The sequence below is a fragment of the Ralstonia sp. UBA689 genome (genome assembly GCF_002298975.1).
Taxonomy (GTDB): domain Bacteria; phylum Pseudomonadota; class Gammaproteobacteria; order Burkholderiales; family Burkholderiaceae; genus Ralstonia.
The window spans coordinates 352,030-371,184 of record NZ_DBMV01000021.1 but is presented as its reverse complement, the minus strand read 5'-3'; the positions used below and the strand labels follow the sequence as shown (position 1 = coordinate 371,184).

The following is a 19,155-nucleotide window of genomic DNA, read 5'->3' as shown; positions in this document are numbered from 1 at the left end:
CGTCGGAGCGGCGAGTTACGCGGTCGGTTGCGCGGCTGCTGGCCGTGCGCCTTGGGCGAAGACGCGAATGGCGCGTGGGCGCACCACCAGCGTTTCGCCTTCACGGAAGCCCTCGGCGCGGAAGCGCTCAATGGGCAGGGAGACTTCGATGATGTCGTCGGTGTCTTCGCGCTCCAGCTCAAGCTGCGCGATAGCGCCCAGCGTGAGCGCGCGGCGCAGCGTCACGGGGATGCCCTCAGCGCCCGGCGCGTAGCGTTCCACGTCAATCTCGTGCGGGCGCACGAAGGCGACAGCTTGATCAGCGCCAGACGAACCCACACCGCCCGACGGCACGGCGATGGCCGAATCGCCCACGTGCAGCACGCTACCGCCATCGCCGTTTTCCAACCGGCCATGAAACAGGTTGACGTTGCCCAAGAAGCCGTAGACGAACGGCGTGGCCGGCGTGTTGTAGACGGCATCGGGGCTGCCGACCTGCTCCACCTGGCCGCGGTTCATCAGCACCACGTTGTCGGCCACTTCAAGCGCTTCCTCCTGATCGTGCGTGACGAACAGACTGGTGACGTGCAGATCGTCATGCAGGCGGCGCAGCCAGCGGCGCAGTTCCTTGCGCACCTTGGCGTCGAGCGCGCCGAACGGCTCATCGAGCAGCAGCACGCGCGGCTCCACCGCCAGCGCGCGCGCCAGGGCAATGCGCTGGCGCTGCCCGCCCGACAGTTGCGGCGGGTAGCGATCGGCCAGCCAGTCGAGCTGCACCAGCTCCAGCAGCTCCTTCACCTTGGCGCGGATCTGCGCCTCGCTCGGCCGCTGCGCACGCGGTTTCACGCGCAAACCGAAGGCCACGTTCTCGAACACCGTCATGTGCTTGAACAGCGCGTAGTGCTGGAACACGAAGCCGACCTGGCGCTCGCGCACATGCTGCTCCGATGCATCTTCGCCATTCAGATGAATGCTGCCCGAATCCGCATGCTCCAGCCCCGCGATGATGCGCAGCAGCGTGGTCTTGCCGCAGCCTGAGGGGCCCAGCAGCGCTGTCAGTTCGCCCTGCTTGAAGTCGAGCGAAACATCGTTGAGGGCAACGAAGTTGCCAAAGCGCTTGGTGATGTGTTGAACCTGGATGCTCATGCTGCGCTCCCTTCGAGCGGAGATTGCACGGAGATGTGCGAATTCGAAATCGACGATGACAATGCGACGCGCGCGCCCGGGCCTTCGCCCACACCGGCATCTGCATCATCCAGCTCGCGGCGGCTGCGCCATTCGACCAGCGTCTTCAGTGCCAGCGTCACAAGCGCCAGCAGCGTCAGCAAAGAGGCCACGGCAAATGCAGCCGCAAAGTTGTATTCGTTGTAGAGAATCTCGACGTGCAGCGGCATCGTGTTGGTCAGCCCGCGAATGTGGCCCGACACGACCGACACCGCGCCAAACTCGCCCATCGCCCGTGCGTTGCACAGGATCACGCCATACAGCAGGCCCCACTTGATGTTCGGCAGCGTCACGCGAAAGAACGTCTGCCAGCCGGAGGCCCCGAGCACGATGGCAGCCTCTTCCTCTTCACTGCCCTGCGCCTGCATGAGCGGAATCAGCTCGCGCGCCACAAACGGGAACGTGACGAATACGGTCGCCAGCACGATGCCCGGCACCGCAAAGATGATCTTGAAATCGTGGTCGGACAGGTAAGGCCCGAACCAGCCCTGGGCGCCGAACAGCAGCACGTAGATGAGGCCGGCAATGACCGGTGACACCGAAAACGGCAGGTCGATCAGCGTCAGCAGCAGGTTCTTGCCGCGAAACTCGAACCTGGCGATCGCCCACGCTGCCGCCACGCCAAACACCACGTTCAGCGGCACGGCAATCGCCGCGATGGTCAGCGTCAGGTAGATTGCAGAAAGCGCGTCGGGCTCGATCAGCGCTTCAAGGTAGACGTCCACGCCCTTCTTGAACGCCTCGTAGAACACGCTCGCAAGCGGCACGAACAGGAACAGCGCCAGGAACACGAACGAAACGAGGAGCAGCGTTGCGCGCACCCAGGCGGATTCTGCGGTGGCACCACGGCGGGCAACCGTCGGCGCCTGACCGAGTTGACGGGAAACATTACCGGCCATGTCAGGCTCCTGCTGCCGCATTGGCGGTCAAGGGTTCGGGGGCACGCTCAATGGCGTCATTGCGATTGCCTCGGCGGCGCGTCCAGGCCTGCAGCAGGTTAATCACCAGCAGCAGCGTGAACGAGATACCCAGCATGACAACGGCAATGGCCGTGGCACCGGCGTAATCGAACTGCTCAAGCTTGGAATAGATCATCAGCGGCGTGATCTCGGAGACCATCGGCATGTTGCCGGCGATGAAGATGACCGAGCCGTACTCGCCTGTGGCACGCGCGAAGGCCAACGCAAAACCGGTCAGCAATGCGGGCAGCAAGGTCGGCAGAATCACGCGCGTGAAGGTCTGCCAACGCGTGGCGCCCAGGCTGGCGGCGGCTTCTTCCAGTTCGGTTTCAAGATCTTCAAGCACCGGCTGCACCGTGCGCACGACGAACGGCAGGCCGATGAACGTGAGCGCCACCACGATGCCCAGCGGCGTAAATGCAACCTTCAGCCCGAGCGGCTCCAGGCGCGAGCCGATCCAGCCGTTCGGCGCGTACAGCCCCGTGAGCGCGATGCCGGCCACGGCGGTGGGCAGCGCAAACGGCAGATCGACCAGCGCATCGATCAGCCGCTTGCCCGGAAAGCGATAGCGCACCAGCACCCAGGCCACGATCAGGCCAAATACGAGGTTGATCACGGCGGCAATCAACGAGGCGCCAAAGGTCAATTTGTACGAGGCAACCACGCGCGGCGCGGTGACGGTGGCCCAGAACGCACCCCACGTCATCGTGAACGTCTTGAGGACGGTCGCCGACAGCGGGATCAGCACGATCAACGCCAGATACAGCAGCGAGAAGCCGAGCGCCAGCCCGAAACCCGGGAGCACGTTGGCAGGCTTGCGCCGCTTGGAGGTCAAGAGGGAGAACGCAGAGGGCAGGCTCATCAGCGCAACCGATAAAAATGGCCGCAGAGCAAAACTCTGCGGCCGATGTGCAGATGAACCGATTGTGGCGAGCGTCCCTTATGAAGAAAACGAATATTTACGCATGTACATCATCGTTTTAGATATAAGGCGTGCTGGGTAAGACATCCCATTGGGCCTGCCAATCGGCGCCGTCGCGAGTGGTGTCCTGGGCACTTGCACGGCCGATAAGGCGGTCGAGCAGCGCCAGGCCGGCGGTCCAATCGCCGAGATTGGAATCGGCATTGATGTGGCCGGCCTCCCCGGCATCAACAAACTCGACGCCCCAGCGCGAGCCCCAGTCGACCGCGTAGCAATGCGGCATCCATGGGTCGTTGCGGCTGGCGACAAGCACGGCCGGAAACGGCAGCGCACGTTGGGGCAACTGATCGCGCACACCAAACTTGTCCGGATCGGCAGGTGCGACGAGCAGGATGCCTGCGATCAGGTCGCGCGCCTGCGTGGTCGCCCAATGGATCGAGGCCAGGCAACCAAAGCTGTGCGCAACCAGGATCACGCGGCGCTTGGGGCGAGACGGCGAGCGCTCGGCCAAGGCGGCATGCACGGTCTCGCCCACGCGGGAAGACCAGCGCGGCAGGTCCGGCGTTGACCAATCAGTCTGCTCGACGCGCCGCCAGTCGGGAAAGCGCGCCTCCCAGCGCGTCTGCCAATGGCCGGGGCCGCTGCCATACAGGCCAGGAACGGTCAGGATGGCCATGTCGGCGGGCCAGTGCCAATCGCGGGTGTCAGCCGAGGTTGCGCGTGCGCTGCGTGCCATGGATTCGTGCTCATTCAGTGAGGGTTAAACCCGCGCATTGCTGTTGTTGCACGAGCGGCGCCTGGGCCATCGGTGCATGGATCGGCGCCATGACCAGCGGTGCGGGTGCCGTCAAGGGTTCAGGTTCCGGCTCGGCACCCGGCAAGATGCTGCCTTGTACGTAAGTGATACCGGCAGCACGGGCCAATTCGAGATCGCTCGGACGCTCGCAGCGGCGCAAAGCCAGCGTCACACCCAGCTCGCGCGCGGATTCGGCCAGCGACACCACGTGCCGCGTAATCCAATCGCGTCGCGCATCGAGCTTCAGATACGCGGGCTTGGCATGCACGAGCAACGCACCCGCCTCTGCCGGGTCCGACGCCTGCACGGCCACGGCAAAGCCGTTGCGCCGGTAGTTGTCCACCACGAACAGCAGCAGACCCAGATCGTCATTGGCCGTGGACGGCACCTGGATGACGAATTGCTCCGGCGAAAGCCCCAGCGCCGTCACCGCACGGTGGAATGCCTTGCCGTGGTCGGCCGCGACCGCCGCCAGCAGGCGGCCGTGCACGTTCACAACCAGCCGCCGCGCATCGGTGCGGGCAAAGTAGTTGAGCGTATGCACCAGCCGGCACAGGCGATCGAGTTCCACCAGCGTGCTGTCGTCCGACGCCAGCGAGAACAGCTTCCATGGGTTCAGGCCCATGTCGCCGTCGCGCGTCCACGTGCGCATCAGCGCTTCGTGGCCGGAAGGGGCCAGCGAGCCGTCGGCACGAAGCTGCCAGACCGGCTCAAACAGGCTCGTCAGCGCACAGTGGAAAAACTGGCCCTGTACCCGGCCGGCGGCATCGCGCCACAACTGACGATCCGGCCTCGGGGCGCTCGGCAGGGTGCCGAGAAATTGTGCGAGTGCGGTGGTGTGCATGAGACTCATGGGATTGGGCTCCTGTTGGGTCGCCGTCTCCTCCCCGTCCTTTACAGCTTGGCGATCGAAACTTCCGTCGCCTTCACCAGCGCTACCACTTCACTGCCGATCTTGAGGCCGAGGCTGTCGACCGAACGCGTGGTGATGACCGAAGTGACGATGCCGGCCGGGGTCTCCACGTCGATCTCCGAGAGCACGTCGCCCCGGATGATCTCCTTGATCTGCCCGCGAAATTGGTTGCGTACGTTAATCGCTTGGATGCTCATGATGTTCCTTCTTAGATGACAACGGCACTACGTGCCAATGAATGTTTTCAGGAGAAAGTCTTGCAGCGCCTTACACGGCCCAACGTACCGCCATGGCGGACACGTCATGGGGTGATGCCCACGCCGTGTGCGAACGCACATCGGTCACTTCATTCGGATCGATCTTGCGCTGCATCACGCGGTTGAGGATGGCCTCCTCCAGCCGCGCAAACGCAGGCGAGCCACGATGGCGCGGGCGCGGCAAATCGATACGTTCATCGAGCGCGATGCGGCCGTCTTCGATCAGCACCACGCGGTCGGCCAGCGCCACCGCCTCGGCCACGTCGTGCGTGACCAGCACGCCGGTAAAGCCCAGGCGCTGCCAGAGGCCTTCAATCAGGTTTTGCATGTCGATGCGGGTGAGCGCATCCAGTGCGCCTAGCGGCTCATCCAGCAGCAGCAGGCGGGGCCGATGCACGAGCGCACGGGCAAGTGCCACGCGCTGCCGCTGACCGCCGGACAAGCGCGCCGGCCACTCGCCCGCGCGCTCGGCCAAACCCACTTGCGCGAGCACCTCGGCGGCGCGCGCGCGCTGTGTCTTTGGCAAGCCGAGCGCAACGTTGTCGAGCACCTTCTTCCACGGCAGCAGGCGGGCGTCCTGGAACATCACCCGCGCATCGTCGTGCAGGCCGCCTTCGGTCTCTCCATCGCGGCGCAGGTGGCCACCATCGATGCCTTCGAGCCCCGCAATCAGCCGCAGCAGCGTGCTCTTGCCGCAGCCGCTGCGCCCGACGATGACGACAAACTCGCCCGGCGTGATTTCCAGGTCGATGCCGTGCAGCACTTCGCGATCGCCGTAGCGTTTGACGACGTGTTCGATGTGCAGCGCGGTGCCGTGGTGCTCCACGCGCTCCAGCTCTGCATGTTCGGTGGCGTTGCTTTGCATGTGTTTCTCCTCAGGCTGCCGCCTGATAACCCGGGTGCCAGCGCAGCCAGAAACGCTCCAGCGCACGCGACAGCAGATCGGCCAGCTTGCCCAGCAGCGCGTAGAGCAGGATGCCGAGCAGCACCACGTCGGTCTGCAGGAACTCGCGCGCGTTCATCGTCATGTAGCCGATGCCGGCCTGCGCTGAGACTGTTTCCGCAACGATCAGCGTTACCCACATCAGCCCCAGCGAAAAACGCACGCCCACCAGAATCTGCGGCAGCGCGCCGGGCAGGATCACCTCCCGATAAAGCTGCGCGCGTGACAAGCCGTAGCTGCGTGCCATCTCCACCAGCGCCGGATCCACCGCGCGGATGCCGTGATACGTATTCAGGTAGATCGGGAAAAACACGCCCAGCGACACTAGGAACAGCTTGGCCGATTCATCGATGCCGAACCACAGGATCACCAACGGAATCAGCGCCAGCACCGGAATGTTGCGGACCATCTGCAGCGTGGTGTCGAGCAGCGTCTCGGCGGTGCGGAAGGTGCCGGTCAGCAGCCCCAGCGCCAACCCCAGCGAGCCGCCAATCGCAAAGCCCAGCAGCGCGCGCCACGTGCTCACGGCCACGTGTTTCCACAATTCGCCCGTGCGGGCCAGTTCGATAGCCGACTTGGCCACGTCCAGCGGCGCGGGCAGGATGCGGTTCGACAGCCAGCCCCATTGCGCGGACGCCTGCCACACCACCAGCAACGCCAGCGGCACGAGCCACGGCGTCAGGCGCTGACGCAGCGTGTGCAGAAAGGTGTTCGATTTCGGTTTCGATCCGGACGCCATTGCCCTGCCCCTTCAGCTTGCAGCCACCTTGGGCACGATGCCCGTGGCGATCACCTCGCCGAACGGCCCGTTCAGCACCTTGCCCGGCAGCTTGTCACGCACCGAGCGCGGCAGCAGTGGGAACACCAGCTCGGCAAAGCGGTATGCCTCTTCCAGGTGCGGGTAGCCCGACAGGACGAAGGTGTCGATGCCCAGTTCGGCGTACTCCTGCATGCGTGCAGCCACGGTCTTCGGATCGCCCACCAGCGCGGTGCCCGCACCGCCACGCACGAGGCCCACGCCCGCCCACAGGTTGGGGCTGATCTCCAGGTCAGCGCGACTGCGCTTGACGCCGTTGGCGTGCAGCGCCGCCATGCGCTGCTGGCCGGCGGAATCCATCTTGCGGAAAGCCTCCTGCGCGCGGGCAACGGTATCGTCATCCAACTTGCTGATGAGCTTGTCGGCGGCCTGCCACGCCTCGTCTTCGGTCTCGCGCACGATCACGTGCAGGCGGATACCGAAGCGCACCGTGCGGCCATGGCGGGCGGCACGCTTGCTTACGTCGGCAATCTTCTCGGCCACGGCGGCAGGCGGCTCGCCCCAGGTCAGGTAGGTGTCGACCTGCTCGGCTGCGAGTTCATGTGCGGCTTCGGACGAACCGCCGAAGTACACCGGCGGATACGGCCGCTGCACGGGCGGATACAACACCTTGGCGCCCTTCACGCTCAGGTGCTTGCCGGTGTAGTCCAGCGCGGCGCCCTCATGGCTGGCGGCGAGCGTTTCGCGCCAGATGCGGATGAACTCTTCCGAAGCCTCATAGCGCTGCGCGTGATCGTGGAATAGACCGTCGCCCGCCAACTCGGCCGGATCGCCGCCCGTGACGAGGTTCACCAGAACGCGCCCGTTCGACAGGCGATCGAACGTGGCTGCCATGCGTGCAGCCAGCGTCGGTGCTGTCAGGCCCGGGCGCACCGCCACCAGAAAGCGCAGGCGCTTGGTGGCCGGGATGAGGCTTGCGGCGACGATCCACGGGTCTTCGCACGAGCGCCCGGTGGGAATCAGCACGCCATCGTAACCAAGCGTATCGGCCGCCACGGCCACCTGCTGCAGATAGGCGTGATCGACCTGCCGGGCGCCTTCGGCGGTGCCGAGATAGCGGCTGTCGCCGTGAGTGGGGATGAACCAGAAGACTTGCATGACAACTCCTCGAATCGAATTCGGATCAGGTGCGGGCGATCGCCAGTTGCGCCGGGGTCGGATGCCAGACCAACTCGACCGGCTTGACCGCACGTGGAATCAGCCCCAGCCCGTGGAAAGCGTCGGCAACGCGCTGCTGCTCGGCAATCGCCTCGGGCGTGACCGGCCGCACCGGCGACGGCGGGCGCCGCGACAGAAACAGGTGCACCGTTGCCAGCGACAAACCGGAGAAATCGGCGATGCGCTGCGCGGCTTCCTTGCGGTTCTCCTGCACGAGCCGATCGGCACGCGAAAGCTCCGCAAAGATCGCGGCAAGCGTATCGCCGTGCTGCTCGGTAAAGGCGCGCGGCGCGAAGTAGAACGAGTTGTTGGACGACAGCCCACGCCCCGTCGCCAGCACGCGCGGCTTGATGGCGAGTTCGGTGGCGGCGTAGTACGGGTCCCAGATGCCCCAGGCATCGACGCTGCCGCGCTCGAAGGCGGCGCGGGCGTCAGCAGGCGTCAGGTACACGGGTTGAATGTCGGAGAACGTCAGCCCACCCTTCTGCAAGGCGCGCACGATCAGGAAATGCGCACTAGAACCCTTTTGCAGCGCGATGCGCTTGCCTTTCAGTGCCGCTAGTGTCTTGAGCGATGAGCCCTGCGGCACGAGGATGGCCGAGCTGTCTGGCTTGGGCGGCTCCACGCCCACGTAGCGCAGGTCCTTGCCCGCCGCCTGCGCAAATACGGGCGGCGTGTCACCGGTAATGGCCAGGTCCAGGCTGCCGGCCGACAGCGCCTCCAACTGCTGCGGCCCGGCGGGAAATTCCAGCCAGCTCACCTTGGTGTCGGGAAAGCGCTGCTCCAGCGCGCGGATTTCCTTGACGATGACGAGGTTGACCGCGCTCTTCTGAAAGCCGATGCGCAACTGCGCAGGCGGTGTGACCTTCGGCAAGCCCGCCGGTGCACTCGTCGCATTGGCGGCGTGCGCGACGGGGCCCAGCGCTGCCAGCGACGCGCCCGCCACGGAAGCGCTCAACAGACGGCGGCGTTGAATATTGATCGTCATGGCAATCACCGCGTCGCTTGTTGCGTCGTGGGTTGCCACGCAGAATCCGCCACCTTCACCGGGCGCGGGATCAGCTTGAGCGCGTGGAACGTATCGGCAATGCGTTGCTGATCAGCCAGTGCCTCGCCACTCACCGGCTGGATGCCATAGGCAATGCGCGAAACCGAGCGCGCCACCACCGCAGGCTCCAGGCCCAGTTGCGGGCCGAGGATGGTCGTCACTTCCTTCGGGTTGGCAACCGCCCAGGCATCGGTCTTCTTCAGCTCATCCAGCACGATATTCAGCACGTCCGACCGGGCAGCCGCGTAGCCCTTTGAAGCCAGGAAGTACTGCGAGTTATTCACCACGCCCGTGCCATCAGCCAGCACGCGTGCGCCAAGCTGAGTTTCTGCGGCAGCGAAGAACGGGTCCCAGATCACCCAGGCATCAACGGCGCCGCGTTCGAAGGCGGCACGTGCATCGGCGGGGGTCAGGTAGACGGGCTGGATCTCGCCGTAAGGCACATTGGCCTTCTCCAGCAACTTGACGAGCAGGTAGTGCACGTTCGAACCCTTGTTCAGGGCGACACGCTTGCCGCGCAGATCAGTCACGCTCTTGAGCGGCGAGCTCTTCGGCACGATGATGGCTTCAGCGGCCGGCGCGGGCGGCTGATTGCCGACGTAGACCAGATGCGCACCAGCGGCCAGCGCGAAAATCGTCGGCGCCTCACCCGTGGTGCCGAAATCAATGGCGCCCACGTTCAGGCCCTCCAGCAACTGCGGGCCGGCCGGAAACTCCGTCCACTTCACTTCGATGCCCTGCGCGGCCAGGCGCTTTTCCAGCGTCCCGCGCGCCTTGAGCACGGTCAGCGTGCCGTATTTCTGGTAGCCGATGCGAAGCTGCTTGGCGGCGGTCGGCGGAGGCGTATCGCTGTTGGCAAAGGCCGTGGGGGTGCCAAATGCGCCCAGCGTGGCGAGCAGCGTGGCGGCGATGTTCAGAGCCCTGCGCAAGGGCGAGTGCGTATTCATGACGATGTCGATCTAGTGTGTAGGGGCGGCACGAGCCGCGCGCAGGCGCTGCGCGGCATGACAACAACGGGAAACGTCAACGGCGTGGCGGCGCGTTCAGCGCATCACGCCAGACATCGCATTCGCTCGGCGTCGGCCAGCGTGGCGGCACGTACCGCACTGCGGCTGGAGACGATCACCTGCGCCACGGCCGGATGCCGTGCCAGTGCCAAGGCCTGGTGCACGCGCTCCACGCCGTCATCGAGGCGCTGCTGCAGCGATGGGTCGACGATGAGGCCATCGTCGGAGACAACGATCTGCGCATCGACGGCAAAGATGCCCGGCAGGATCGAACGCGCCGCCAGAGCACTCAGCACCGGCCGCAGCGCATAGTCGATCGCCAGCGTATGCGCGAGGCTGCCGCCGGTGGCAATCGGCAGCACAACCTTGTCGCGCAGCCCGCTCTGTGGCAGCAAATCGAGGAAGGTCTTGAGCAGCCCGCTATAAGCCGCCTTGTAGACCGGCGTGGCAAGGATCACCACCCCGGCCGCTTCCACCCGCGCCACCGCATCGGCAATGGCGGGGTCGGAGGCCTGCGCGCCCAGCAGTGCATCGGCCGGCAGGCTGCGCAGGTCCAGATGGTCCGCCCGCTCGCCGGCGCGTTCGAGCTGCGCGCGCACATGGCCCAGCAGGCGCGCAGACCGCGATTGCGCCGAGGGGCTGCCGGAGATGGTCAGGATTTGCATGATGCGGATCACCAGTTGTCGCGTTTGGGCTTACTTGCTGCCGGGTTGATAAAGCTGATCAAACTGGCCGCCATCGGCAAAGTGCGTCTTCTGCGCCTTCTGCCAGCCACCGAACGTGTCGTCGATGGTCACCAGCTTCACCTTCGGGAATTCGCTCTCGTGCTTCCTGGCCACCGCCGGATCGGTCGGGCGATAGAAGTTCTTCGCGCCAATCTCCTGCCCTTGCGGCGTGTACAGGAACTTGAGGTAAGCCTCTGCCGCTTTGCGCGTGCCCTTCTTGTCGGCCACCTTGTCCACCACGGCCACCGGCGGTTCGGCCAGGATGGAGATGGACGGCACGACCACGTCGAACTTGTCCTTGCCTTCCACGCGTGCGGCCAGCAGGGCCTCGTCTTCCCACGCGATCAGCACATCGCCGATACCGCGTTCGGTAAAGGTGGTGGTTGCACCGCGCGCGCCCGAATCGAGCACCGGCACGTTCTTGTAGAGCTTCTGCACGAAGTCCTTGGCAGTCGCGTCCGAACCGCCGGGCTGCTTGAGCGCATACGCCCATGCAGCGAGGTAATTCCAGCGCGCGCCGCCCGACGTCTTAGGGTTGGGCGTGATGACGGCGATGCCCGGCTTGACCAGGTCGCTCCAGTCCTTGATGCCCTTCGGGTTGCCCTTGCGCACCAGGAAAACGATGGTCGACGTGTACGGCGAGGCGTTGTTCGGCAAGCGCTTCTGCCAATCCTTGGCGGTCAGGCCGCGCTCGGCAATCGCGTCGATGTCGTAGCCCAGCGCCAGCGTCACCACATCGGCTTCCAGCCCGTCGACGACCGAGCGGGCCTGCTTGCCCGAGCCGCCATGAGAGGCGCGCAGGGTGATGTCCTCACCCGTTTCGGCCTTCCACTTCTTGGCGAACTCGGTGTTGATCTCTTTGTACAGTTCGCGTGTCGGGTCATACGACACGTTCAGCAGCGTCGTAGCCGCATGCGCGCCCACGGTTCCCCCCGCCACGATGGCAGCCGCAATGGCGTTGAACACAAACTTTCGAATCATCTTGCTGGCTCCGTTCCTGAAAGTTGTTGATTTCGGATAGGAGCAAGACTACCGAGCGCCCCTTCTACGGGGAACGAATGGTTTCAGTGAATGTTCATCGTTTTTTGCATAAGGAGACCAGCAAAGCGCCGCGGCGCGACCCCTGCCAGCATTCAAAGCGAAAACGTGCCCAGCGCCCTGCGCACCTTGTCCAGCGTGTCCTGGGTGACACCCCGGGCGCGCGCCGTTCCCTCACGCAGCACATCGAGCAGGTAGCCGCGATCACGGGCAAGCGCCTCGCGCCGCGTGCGGATCGGGGCAATCCGCGCCTGCAGGATGTCCTCCAGGCGCCGCTTCAGCACCATGTCGCCGAGGCCACCCGCGCGGTACGCCGCCTTCAGGCGCTCAACCTCATCACGGTCTGCATCGAACGCATCAAGGTACGTGAAGACGACATTGCCCTCGACCTTGCCCGGATCCGTCACGCGCAGGTGATCCGGGTCGGTGTACATGCGTTTGACCGCATCCCGGATGGCGTCGGGCGATGCGGACAACGGGATCGCGTTGTTCTGCGACTTGCTCATCTTCGCCTTGCCGTCGACACCGGGCAGGCGGCCGGTCGGCGGAATCAGCGCCTGTGCCTCTGGCAACACCTCCGCCGAGGCCAGCCGGTTGATACGGCGGACGATCTCGTTGGTCTGCTCGATCAGCGGCGCCTGATCTTCCCCGACCGGTACAACCGTTGCCTCGAATGCAGTGATGTCCGCCGCCTGAGACACGGGATAGCAAAGAAACCCGGCGGGAATGTCGCGCCCGAAGCCGCGCGCCTGGATCTCTTCCTTGATAGTCGGATTGCGCTCAAGCCGAGCGACGGTCACGAGATTCAGGTACAGCAGGGTCAACTCGGCCAGCGCCGGCAACCCCGACTGCAAGGCGATCGTGCACTTGGCGGGGTCGATGCCGACCGCCAGATAGTCCAGCACCACCTCCAGCACATTGCGGCGCACCTTGTCGACATCGTGGGCGTTGTCGGTCAAGGCTTGCGTATCAGCCACCAGCACGAACTGCCGGTGCGTTTCCTGGAGTTGGAGACGAGTCTGCAACGACCCGACGTAGTGACCGAGGTGCAGCGGCCCGGTCGGCCGATCGCCGGTCAGTACCGTCAGTTCGCTGTGAAGTTGGGGGGAAGAGGTGTTGCTGTCGTGCATGATGGATTTCCTGGAAGAAACCGCCACAGCACGGGCAAACGGTGTTCATGACGCCATGTCAGCCGGACTGCGGCGGCCATGGTCATGAAAAAAGACGTGACGATGCCGCTCCTTCAGGAGCGCCACCAAGTATTGGACGTGAACGGGATCGGGTAGATCGAGAACATTTTCAAATCATGCCATAGGCGCGCAGCCGGTGACAAGAACAGGCGCCTCACTCTCTTATCGATACGCTGTTTGGCAAACAAAAAAAAACCGTTCAGCCGAAGCTGAACGGTTTGCCTGCCATCTGCGCGTGCTGAGCTTAGTGCGCGATGCGCTCGAAGGTGAACGCGCCGTCGCGGTACTCCACCGGCACCACATCCTTCGGCGCAAACTTGCCCTCCAGAATCATCCGCGCCACCGGGTTCTCGATCTGCTGCTGGATCGCGCGCTTCAACGGCCGCGCGCCAAACACCGGATCGTACCCAGCGGAGGCCAGCTTGGCCACCGCCTCGTCGCTGATCTCCAGCGTCAGGTCCATATGCGCCAGACGCGCCGCCAGTCGCTTGAGCTGGATACGCGCAATCGACTCGATGTTGCTCTGGTCGAGCGAGTGGAACACCACCACCTCGTCGATCCGGTTCAGGAACTCGGGGCGGAAATGCGTCTTCACTTCCTGCCACACCGCGCCCTTCACCACATCGAACGGTTCGCCCGTCATCGACTGGATCAACTGCGAGCCGAGGTTGGACGTCATCACGATCACCGTGTTCTTGAAGTCCACCGTGCGGCCCTGGCCATCGGTCAGGCGGCCATCATCCAGCACTTGCAGCAGCACGTTGAAGACGTCCGGGTGCGCCTTCTCCACTTCATCGAGCAGCACCACGCTGTAAGGCTTGCGGCGCACGGCTTCGGTCAGGTAGCCGCCTTCTTCGTAGCCGACATAGCCCGGGGGCGCGCCGATCAGGCGGCTCACGGAATGCTTCTCCATGAACTCGCTCATGTCGATGCGGATCAGGTGCTCTTCCGAATCGAACAGGAAGCCGGCCAGCGCCTTGCACAGCTCGGTCTTGCCCACGCCCGTCGGGCCCAGGAACAGGAACGAGCCATACGGCTTGTTCTCGTCCGCAATGCCGGCGCGCGAACGGCGGATGGCGTCCGACACCAGGCGCACGGCCTCGTCCTGGCCGACCACGCGCTCGTGCAGGCGGTCTTCCATCTTGAGCAGCTTCTCGCGCTCGCCGGTCATCATCTTCGACACGGGGATGCCCGTGGCGCGGCTGACGACTTCGGCGATCTCTTCGGCGCCCACTTGTGTGCGCAGCAGCTTGTTCGGCAACTTCTGCTCGTTCGCCTCGGCGGCGGTCGCGGCCTTCAGCTTGCCTTCCAGCTCGGGCAGCTTGCCGTATTGCAGCTCGGCCACCTTGTCGAGCTTGCCTTCGCGCTGCAGCTTGGCGATCTCAACCTTGATCTTTTCGATCTCTTCCTTGAGCGCGGCCGCACCTTGCGCGGCGCCCTTCTCGGCCTTCCAGATTTCATCCAGATCGGCGTATTCCTTCTGCAAGCGCTCAATCTCTTGCTCGATCAGCTCCAGGCGCTTCTGCGACGCTTCGTCGGTTTCCTTCTTCACCGCCTCGCGCTCGATCTTGAGCTGAATCAGGCGCCGGTCGAGCTTGTCCATCGCCTCGGGCTTCGAGTCGATTTCCATCTTGATGCGCGCGGCCGCCTCGTCGATCAGGTCGATGGCCTTGTCCGGCAGGAAGCGGTCGGTGATGTAGCGGTGGCTGAGTTCGGCCGCCGCTACGATCGCCGGGTCGGTGATCTCCACGCCATGGTGCAGCTCGTACTTCTCCTGCAGGCCGCGCAGGATGGCAATCGTTGCCTCCACACTCGGCTCGTCGACGAGCACCTTCTGGAAGCGGCGCTCAAGCGCGGCGTCCTTCTCGATGTACTTGCGGTATTCATCGAGCGTGGTCGCGCCGATGCAATGCAGTTCGCCGCGCGCCAGCGCCGGCTTGAGCATGTTGCCGGCGTCCATCGCGCCTTCGGCCTTGCCCGCGCCCACCATGGTGTGGATCTCGTCGATGAAGAGGATGGTCTGGCCCTCTTCCTTGGCGATGTCGTTGAGCACGGCCTTCAGGCGCTCTTCGAACTCGCCGCGGTACTTGGCGCCGGCCAGCAGGCCTGCCATGTCGAGCACGAGCACGCGCTTGTTCTTCAGGCTCTCTGGCACTTCGCCGTTGATGATGCGCTGCGCCAGGCCCTCGACGATGGCGGTCTTACCCACGCCCGGCTCGCCGATCAGCACCGGGTTGTTCTTGGTGCGGCGCTGCAAGATCTGGATAGCGCGGCGGATTTCATCGTCGCGGCCGATGACGGGGTCGAGCTTGCCGATACGGGCCTGCTCGGTCAGGTCGATGGTGTACTTCTTGAGCGCTTCACGCTGGCTCTCGGCCTCGGCGCTGCCGACAGTCTGGCCGCCGCGCACGGCGTCGATGGCGGCTTCCAGCGCCTTGCGTGCGAGGCCATGCTCACGCGCAAGGCGGCCGGCTTCGCCCTTGTCGTCGGCCACGGCCAGCAGGAACAGTTCGCTGGCGATGAACTGATCGCCGCGCTTGATGCCTTCTTTTTCGGTTTGCTGCAGCAGGCTGCCCAGATCTCGGCCGACTTGTACTTGTTCGCCACCCTGCACCTGCGGCAGGCGCTTGATGGCGTTGTCGAGCGCGACCTCCAGCCCCTTGGCGTTGACGCCGGCCCGCGACAGCAGGTTCTTGGTGGCCCCATCCGGCTGGCGCAGCATGGCCAGCAGCAGGTGGACGGGTTCGATGTACGGATTGTCGTTGCCCAGCGCCAGGCTCTGCGCGTCGGCCAGCGCCTCCTGGAAGCGGGTGGTCAGTTTGTCCAAACGCATTGAAAACCCCTTGCGGAAAATGTTTCACTGCTCCAAAAGATAGGGAGCGTCCGCCGCATTTCAAGCGCAAAAGCGCCGGGGGCGATGCATATTTGTGCCAGATCAAGCGGCGACGGGCGCTCACCGCGCCCGTCGCCCATGTGACCCGAAAGCGCGGTCAGTTCGGCACAGAGACGGTCGCCACGCTCCCCGATGTCGTCACCGAGATGCGGTCGCCTGCGGCCGGCGTGTTGGTGAAGCTCGGCACGTTGGCTGCGGTAATGGCTGGCGCCGAACCTGCCACGCCGCCGCGCGGTGTCGTGCGCACCACCTGCGACGGGGGCAGCGGCGTGCCGTTCTTCAGATTAGCGTACACCGCGTCGAGAGCGCGCTGCTCGTACACCACCAGGGGCACGAACAGCGTGTCATAGCCGGGCACCAGGTCGATAAAGCCATCGAAATGCTGCGCATTCATCACTTCAATGTAAGCGAGCTTGCTGCTCCCATCGACCTGGGCGTTGAGCCCCAGATACGGCCGGGCGCCATGGTTGACGGGCAGCAAGGCGTCGCTGCGCCCTTGCACGATCAGGGCCGGCTTGCCGCGCAGGTTGCCGGTACGCAGCGTCTGCGACAAGCCGAGCTGCAGCGCCTGCGAGGTGGCGTCGCCGCCGGTCAGCAGGTTGCGCAGGCACAGCGCGCCGTCCAGGTTGGCCGCCTGCGTGCCGGATGAGTCCACCGACTGCTTGCTCTGTGTGGCACCACCCTGCGCGAGGTTGTTGATCAACTGCACACCTGTGGTGGGCGGGATGCCATTGCCGGTGGCGGCCAGTTGCGCCAGCGCCGTGGCGTTGACCGTGGTCGGGTGGAAGGACGCATCCACCGCCGCAAAGCTGAAGTTGCAGAGGTTGTCGAGCACGCTGGCACGTGCCAGGGCGTTGCCGAAGGTGGTGGCGACCGACGGATCGACCTCGAAGTACGCCATCGAGGCGTGCACAAGATCGGATTCCGGCTCCCAACCGTAGGTGTGTATCTTCTGCAGGGCCTCGTCAGCCTGCGCAGCCGCGGTGGCAGCGTTCAGCAACCCATTGGCATGCAGCGCCGCGCACCGGTTGGCCTGCACGCTGGCGGGCCAACCGATATTGGCGGCAAAGAACGACTGCCCGGGCGCGCCTGACACGCTGGCCGACAACGCCGCGCACAGCCGGAACTCGTTGGCGTAGCTCACGTAGTCGAACAGCGGCTTGCCGCTCACCGGCAGCGTCACACCACCGCGCTGCACCTGCACGTTGGCCGAGGGCGGCAGGTTCAGGCCGGGCTCACCCACCGCCACGCCGTCGATCAGGTTGTTCGAATCCTGCTCGGCGGCGGCAATGGCCGCCCCGCCGCCGTTCGACACGCTGGAGGCAATCACGATGGTGTTGTCCGGGCGCACCGGCAGCGGGCTGCCGTTGACCGCGTTAGCAGCACCTAGCAGCTTGTCGTTGATGGCCCAGAACGCGAATTGCACGGCTTGCAGCGTGAACAGGCCCCAATCCTTCTCGGGGTTGCGCTGTGAATGCGCGTGCTTGAACGCAAGCCGGTTTGGCGTGGCTGCATTGAACGCGGCGAGTTGGGTGCTGGTGATCGGTGCGGCGAATTGCGCCTTGCTGCCGGCCGCCGTGCGCGTGGTGCGCGTCCCGTCCTGCAGCGGCACGGTGTCGGTGGCCAGGTCGTGCGGGCCGGCGCCGGTGCCCTTGTCGGTATAGGCCACCGCGCACTTGTGCTTGAGGCCCCACTCACCGGTGGAGATGGCACCGTAGATGCCGCGCGAGCCCGAAGATGTGGCCGTGATGATGCAGGGGTTGGCGGGGTCGAAGGCGTCCGGGATCTGGATCAGCAGCACCACGTTCTGCTGGCCGGAGCCGTCGTCGGAATAGGTGACGTATTCCACGCCGGGCACCATGCCGCTGCCGGCTGTGACGTTGCCGTTGGCATCGACGTTCGGGCCGTACAGCGTGCCGTAGCCGCCCTTGGCGTTGGTATCGACCAGTGCGCGGTAGTTGTTGTAGATCGCCAGGCGGCGCAGTTCGGCGGCGGTCGGAGCCGTCGGGGTGGCGACCGTCGGCGCGGTGGCCGAGGCCAGCCCCGAGGCGCCCAGGCCGGCCGTCAGCAGATCGTCGCTTGCGCCGTCGAAGTGCGTGACCGTCACGGCGCCGACAAACGTCGGTTTGACGTTGCCTCCCGCGTTGTTGTTGTCGTTGCTGCCGCCGCAACCGGTCAGGCCGATCGCGCCGGCCGCTGCCATCGCCGCCAGCAGCGTGCCACGCAACCATTGCCGGCTAGGGTCCTTCCCTTGCATCGTTGTCATACCGTCTCCCTGTTCTTGATGTTGTGTGCGAAACATTCAACTGCAACGAGACTGCCAAACATGCGTTGCCTGCTAGGCCGCCAGCTCCGGGCGCTTGTCTTCCAGATTGCGCACCAGCACCAGCGCTTCACCCTGCACCACGATTTGGCCATCAGCACCACGCACGTCGGTGGCGAGATTGACCAGCTCCTTGTCGGCACGCAGCCGCGCGATGCGCACCGAAGCCGTGAGCGGCTCGCCCACCACGGCGGCGGAGCACAGACGCAGCGCCTGCTTCATCCAGCCGGTTCCCCGCCCAGGCAAGCGCGTGCCGAGCAGGTCGGAGAACATGCCGGCCAGCAACGGCAACGGCACCAGCGCGCCATCGAAGCCGCGCGAACGCGCGAACACAGCGTCGGTATAGAACAGGTTGCTGTCCCCTGCCAGCGCGGCGTATTCATCGATATCGACAGTGCTGAACGTGCGCGTTGCCTGCGCGGATTGACCAACACGCAGGTGGTAAAGCGCGGCATCCCCCGCAGGCTGTTCCACCTGCCCTGCCTGCGCAGAAACTGCCTGGGCGACGAGAGAAATCGCGTCGGCATCCAGCATCAGGTTTGCCTGGCCGTGCGCGGTCACCTGCGCATCGAGGTCGGTCACGCTGTCGAGCCCGCGCTGCAGGCAGCGGATCTCGGTATCGAGCACAACTTGCTGCGGCCCGGGTGACTCCTGCAGCCTCAGCACGGCCGCCACGCCATCGGCTACGAACGTCGGGCGCGGAAACATCAACGTTTGCGCGACGGGCAGCACCGGCTGCGGGAAGCTGCGCGTCATCTGCGCGCAGAGCAACGAGAACAGGAACATGCCGTGCGCCACGGTCGCACCGAAGTGCGTGGTGCTGGCGAACTCGGGATCGCAGTGGATGGGGTTGTCGTCGCGCGAGAGCGCGGCAAAGCGGTTGAAATCGGCCTGGGTCAGCACGCGCAGGCTGTGGGGCTGCATGGATGAAACCTCCGGGATATGTTGAAGACGCGCCCGGTA

At 65.1% G+C, this 19,155-nt stretch carries 17 protein-coding genes; all 17 read right to left on the bottom strand.

Annotated features, from left to right (window positions below):
- Positions 1–15: 15 nt before the first annotated feature.
- Positions 16–1,125, bottom strand: a complete 1,110-nt coding sequence (locus B4F51_RS10525) for a sulfate/molybdate ABC transporter ATP-binding protein (RefSeq protein ID WP_296225262.1) — start codon at positions 1,123–1,125, stop codon at positions 16–18.
- The gene (gene cysW, locus B4F51_RS10520) at positions 1,122–2,102 is read right to left on the bottom strand and encodes a sulfate ABC transporter permease subunit CysW (protein WP_296225261.1); all 981 of its coding nucleotides are present in this window, start codon (positions 2,100–2,102) and stop codon (positions 1,122–1,124) included. The genes B4F51_RS10525 and cysW overlap by 4 nt, the downstream gene beginning before the upstream one ends.
- Position 2,103: 1 nt before the next feature.
- Complete coding sequence (cysT, locus tag B4F51_RS10515; RefSeq protein WP_296225259.1) at positions 2,104–3,024, bottom strand: sulfate ABC transporter permease subunit CysT; 921 nt, start codon at positions 3,022–3,024, stop codon at positions 2,104–2,106.
- A gap of 118 nt (positions 3,025–3,142) precedes the next feature.
- On the bottom strand, positions 3,143–3,820 hold the full coding sequence (locus tag B4F51_RS10510; RefSeq protein ID WP_296225257.1) for an RBBP9/YdeN family alpha/beta hydrolase: 678 nt from the start codon (positions 3,818–3,820) through the stop codon (positions 3,143–3,145).
- A 10-nt stretch (positions 3,821–3,830) separates the two neighbouring features.
- Positions 3,831–4,733: an EAL domain-containing protein gene (locus B4F51_RS10505; RefSeq protein ID WP_296225256.1), complete on the bottom strand. Its 903-nt coding sequence runs from the start codon at positions 4,731–4,733 to the stop codon at positions 3,831–3,833.
- Between the two features lie 41 nt (positions 4,734–4,774).
- Positions 4,775–4,990: a TOBE domain-containing protein gene (locus B4F51_RS10500; protein WP_004626558.1), complete on the bottom strand. Its 216-nt coding sequence runs from the start codon at positions 4,988–4,990 to the stop codon at positions 4,775–4,777.
- A gap of 70 nt (positions 4,991–5,060) precedes the next feature.
- Positions 5,061–5,915: an ATP-binding cassette domain-containing protein gene (locus tag B4F51_RS10495; RefSeq protein ID WP_296225255.1), complete on the bottom strand. Its 855-nt coding sequence runs from the start codon at positions 5,913–5,915 to the stop codon at positions 5,061–5,063.
- 10 nt (positions 5,916–5,925) lie between these two features.
- Positions 5,926–6,732 carry an aliphatic sulfonate ABC transporter permease SsuC gene (gene ssuC / locus B4F51_RS10490; protein WP_296225254.1) on the bottom strand — a complete coding sequence of 269 codons (807 nt, stop codon included), beginning with the start codon at positions 6,730–6,732 and terminating at the stop codon, positions 5,926–5,928.
- A 12-nt stretch (positions 6,733–6,744) separates the two neighbouring features.
- Entirely contained in the window at positions 6,745–7,908 is a 1,164-nt protein-coding gene (gene ssuD, locus B4F51_RS10485; RefSeq protein ID WP_296225253.1) for an FMNH2-dependent alkanesulfonate monooxygenase, read from the bottom strand.
- Between the two features lie 25 nt (positions 7,909–7,933).
- Complete coding sequence (locus B4F51_RS10480) at positions 7,934–8,956, bottom strand: aliphatic sulfonate ABC transporter substrate-binding protein (RefSeq protein WP_296225252.1); 1,023 nt, start codon at positions 8,954–8,956, stop codon at positions 7,934–7,936.
- A gap of 5 nt (positions 8,957–8,961) precedes the next feature.
- Positions 8,962–9,963, bottom strand: coding sequence for a sulfonate ABC transporter substrate-binding protein (locus tag B4F51_RS10475; RefSeq protein ID WP_296225251.1), 1,002 nt, complete (start codon positions 9,961–9,963; stop codon positions 8,962–8,964).
- Positions 9,964–10,067: 104 nt separating this feature from the next.
- Positions 10,068–10,688, bottom strand: a complete 621-nt coding sequence (gene ssuE, locus B4F51_RS10470; RefSeq protein ID WP_296225249.1) for an NADPH-dependent FMN reductase — start codon at positions 10,686–10,688, stop codon at positions 10,068–10,070.
- Between the two features lie 30 nt (positions 10,689–10,718).
- Positions 10,719–11,729 carry a sulfate ABC transporter substrate-binding protein gene (locus B4F51_RS10465; RefSeq protein WP_296225247.1) on the bottom strand — a complete coding sequence of 337 codons (1,011 nt, stop codon included), beginning with the start codon at positions 11,727–11,729 and terminating at the stop codon, positions 10,719–10,721.
- Positions 11,730–11,881: 152 nt separating this feature from the next.
- Entirely contained in the window at positions 11,882–12,916 is a 1,035-nt protein-coding gene (gene trpS / locus B4F51_RS10460; protein WP_296225245.1) for a tryptophan--tRNA ligase, read from the bottom strand.
- 304 nt (positions 12,917–13,220) lie between these two features.
- Positions 13,221–15,809: an ATP-dependent chaperone ClpB gene (gene clpB / locus B4F51_RS10455; protein ID WP_296225243.1), complete on the bottom strand. Its 2,589-nt coding sequence runs from the start codon at positions 15,807–15,809 to the stop codon at positions 13,221–13,223.
- A 157-nt stretch (positions 15,810–15,966) separates the two neighbouring features.
- Positions 15,967–18,135 (bottom strand): 3-hydroxybutyrate oligomer hydrolase family protein, encoded by a 2,169-nt coding sequence (locus B4F51_RS10450; RefSeq protein ID WP_414706735.1) that lies wholly within the window; start codon positions 18,133–18,135, stop codon positions 15,967–15,969.
- A 72-nt stretch (positions 18,136–18,207) separates the two neighbouring features.
- A complete protein-coding gene (locus tag B4F51_RS10445; protein WP_296225241.1) occupies positions 18,208–19,116 on the bottom strand; it encodes a MaoC/PaaZ C-terminal domain-containing protein in 909 nt (302 codons plus the stop codon).
- Positions 19,117–19,155 lie beyond the last annotated feature (39 nt).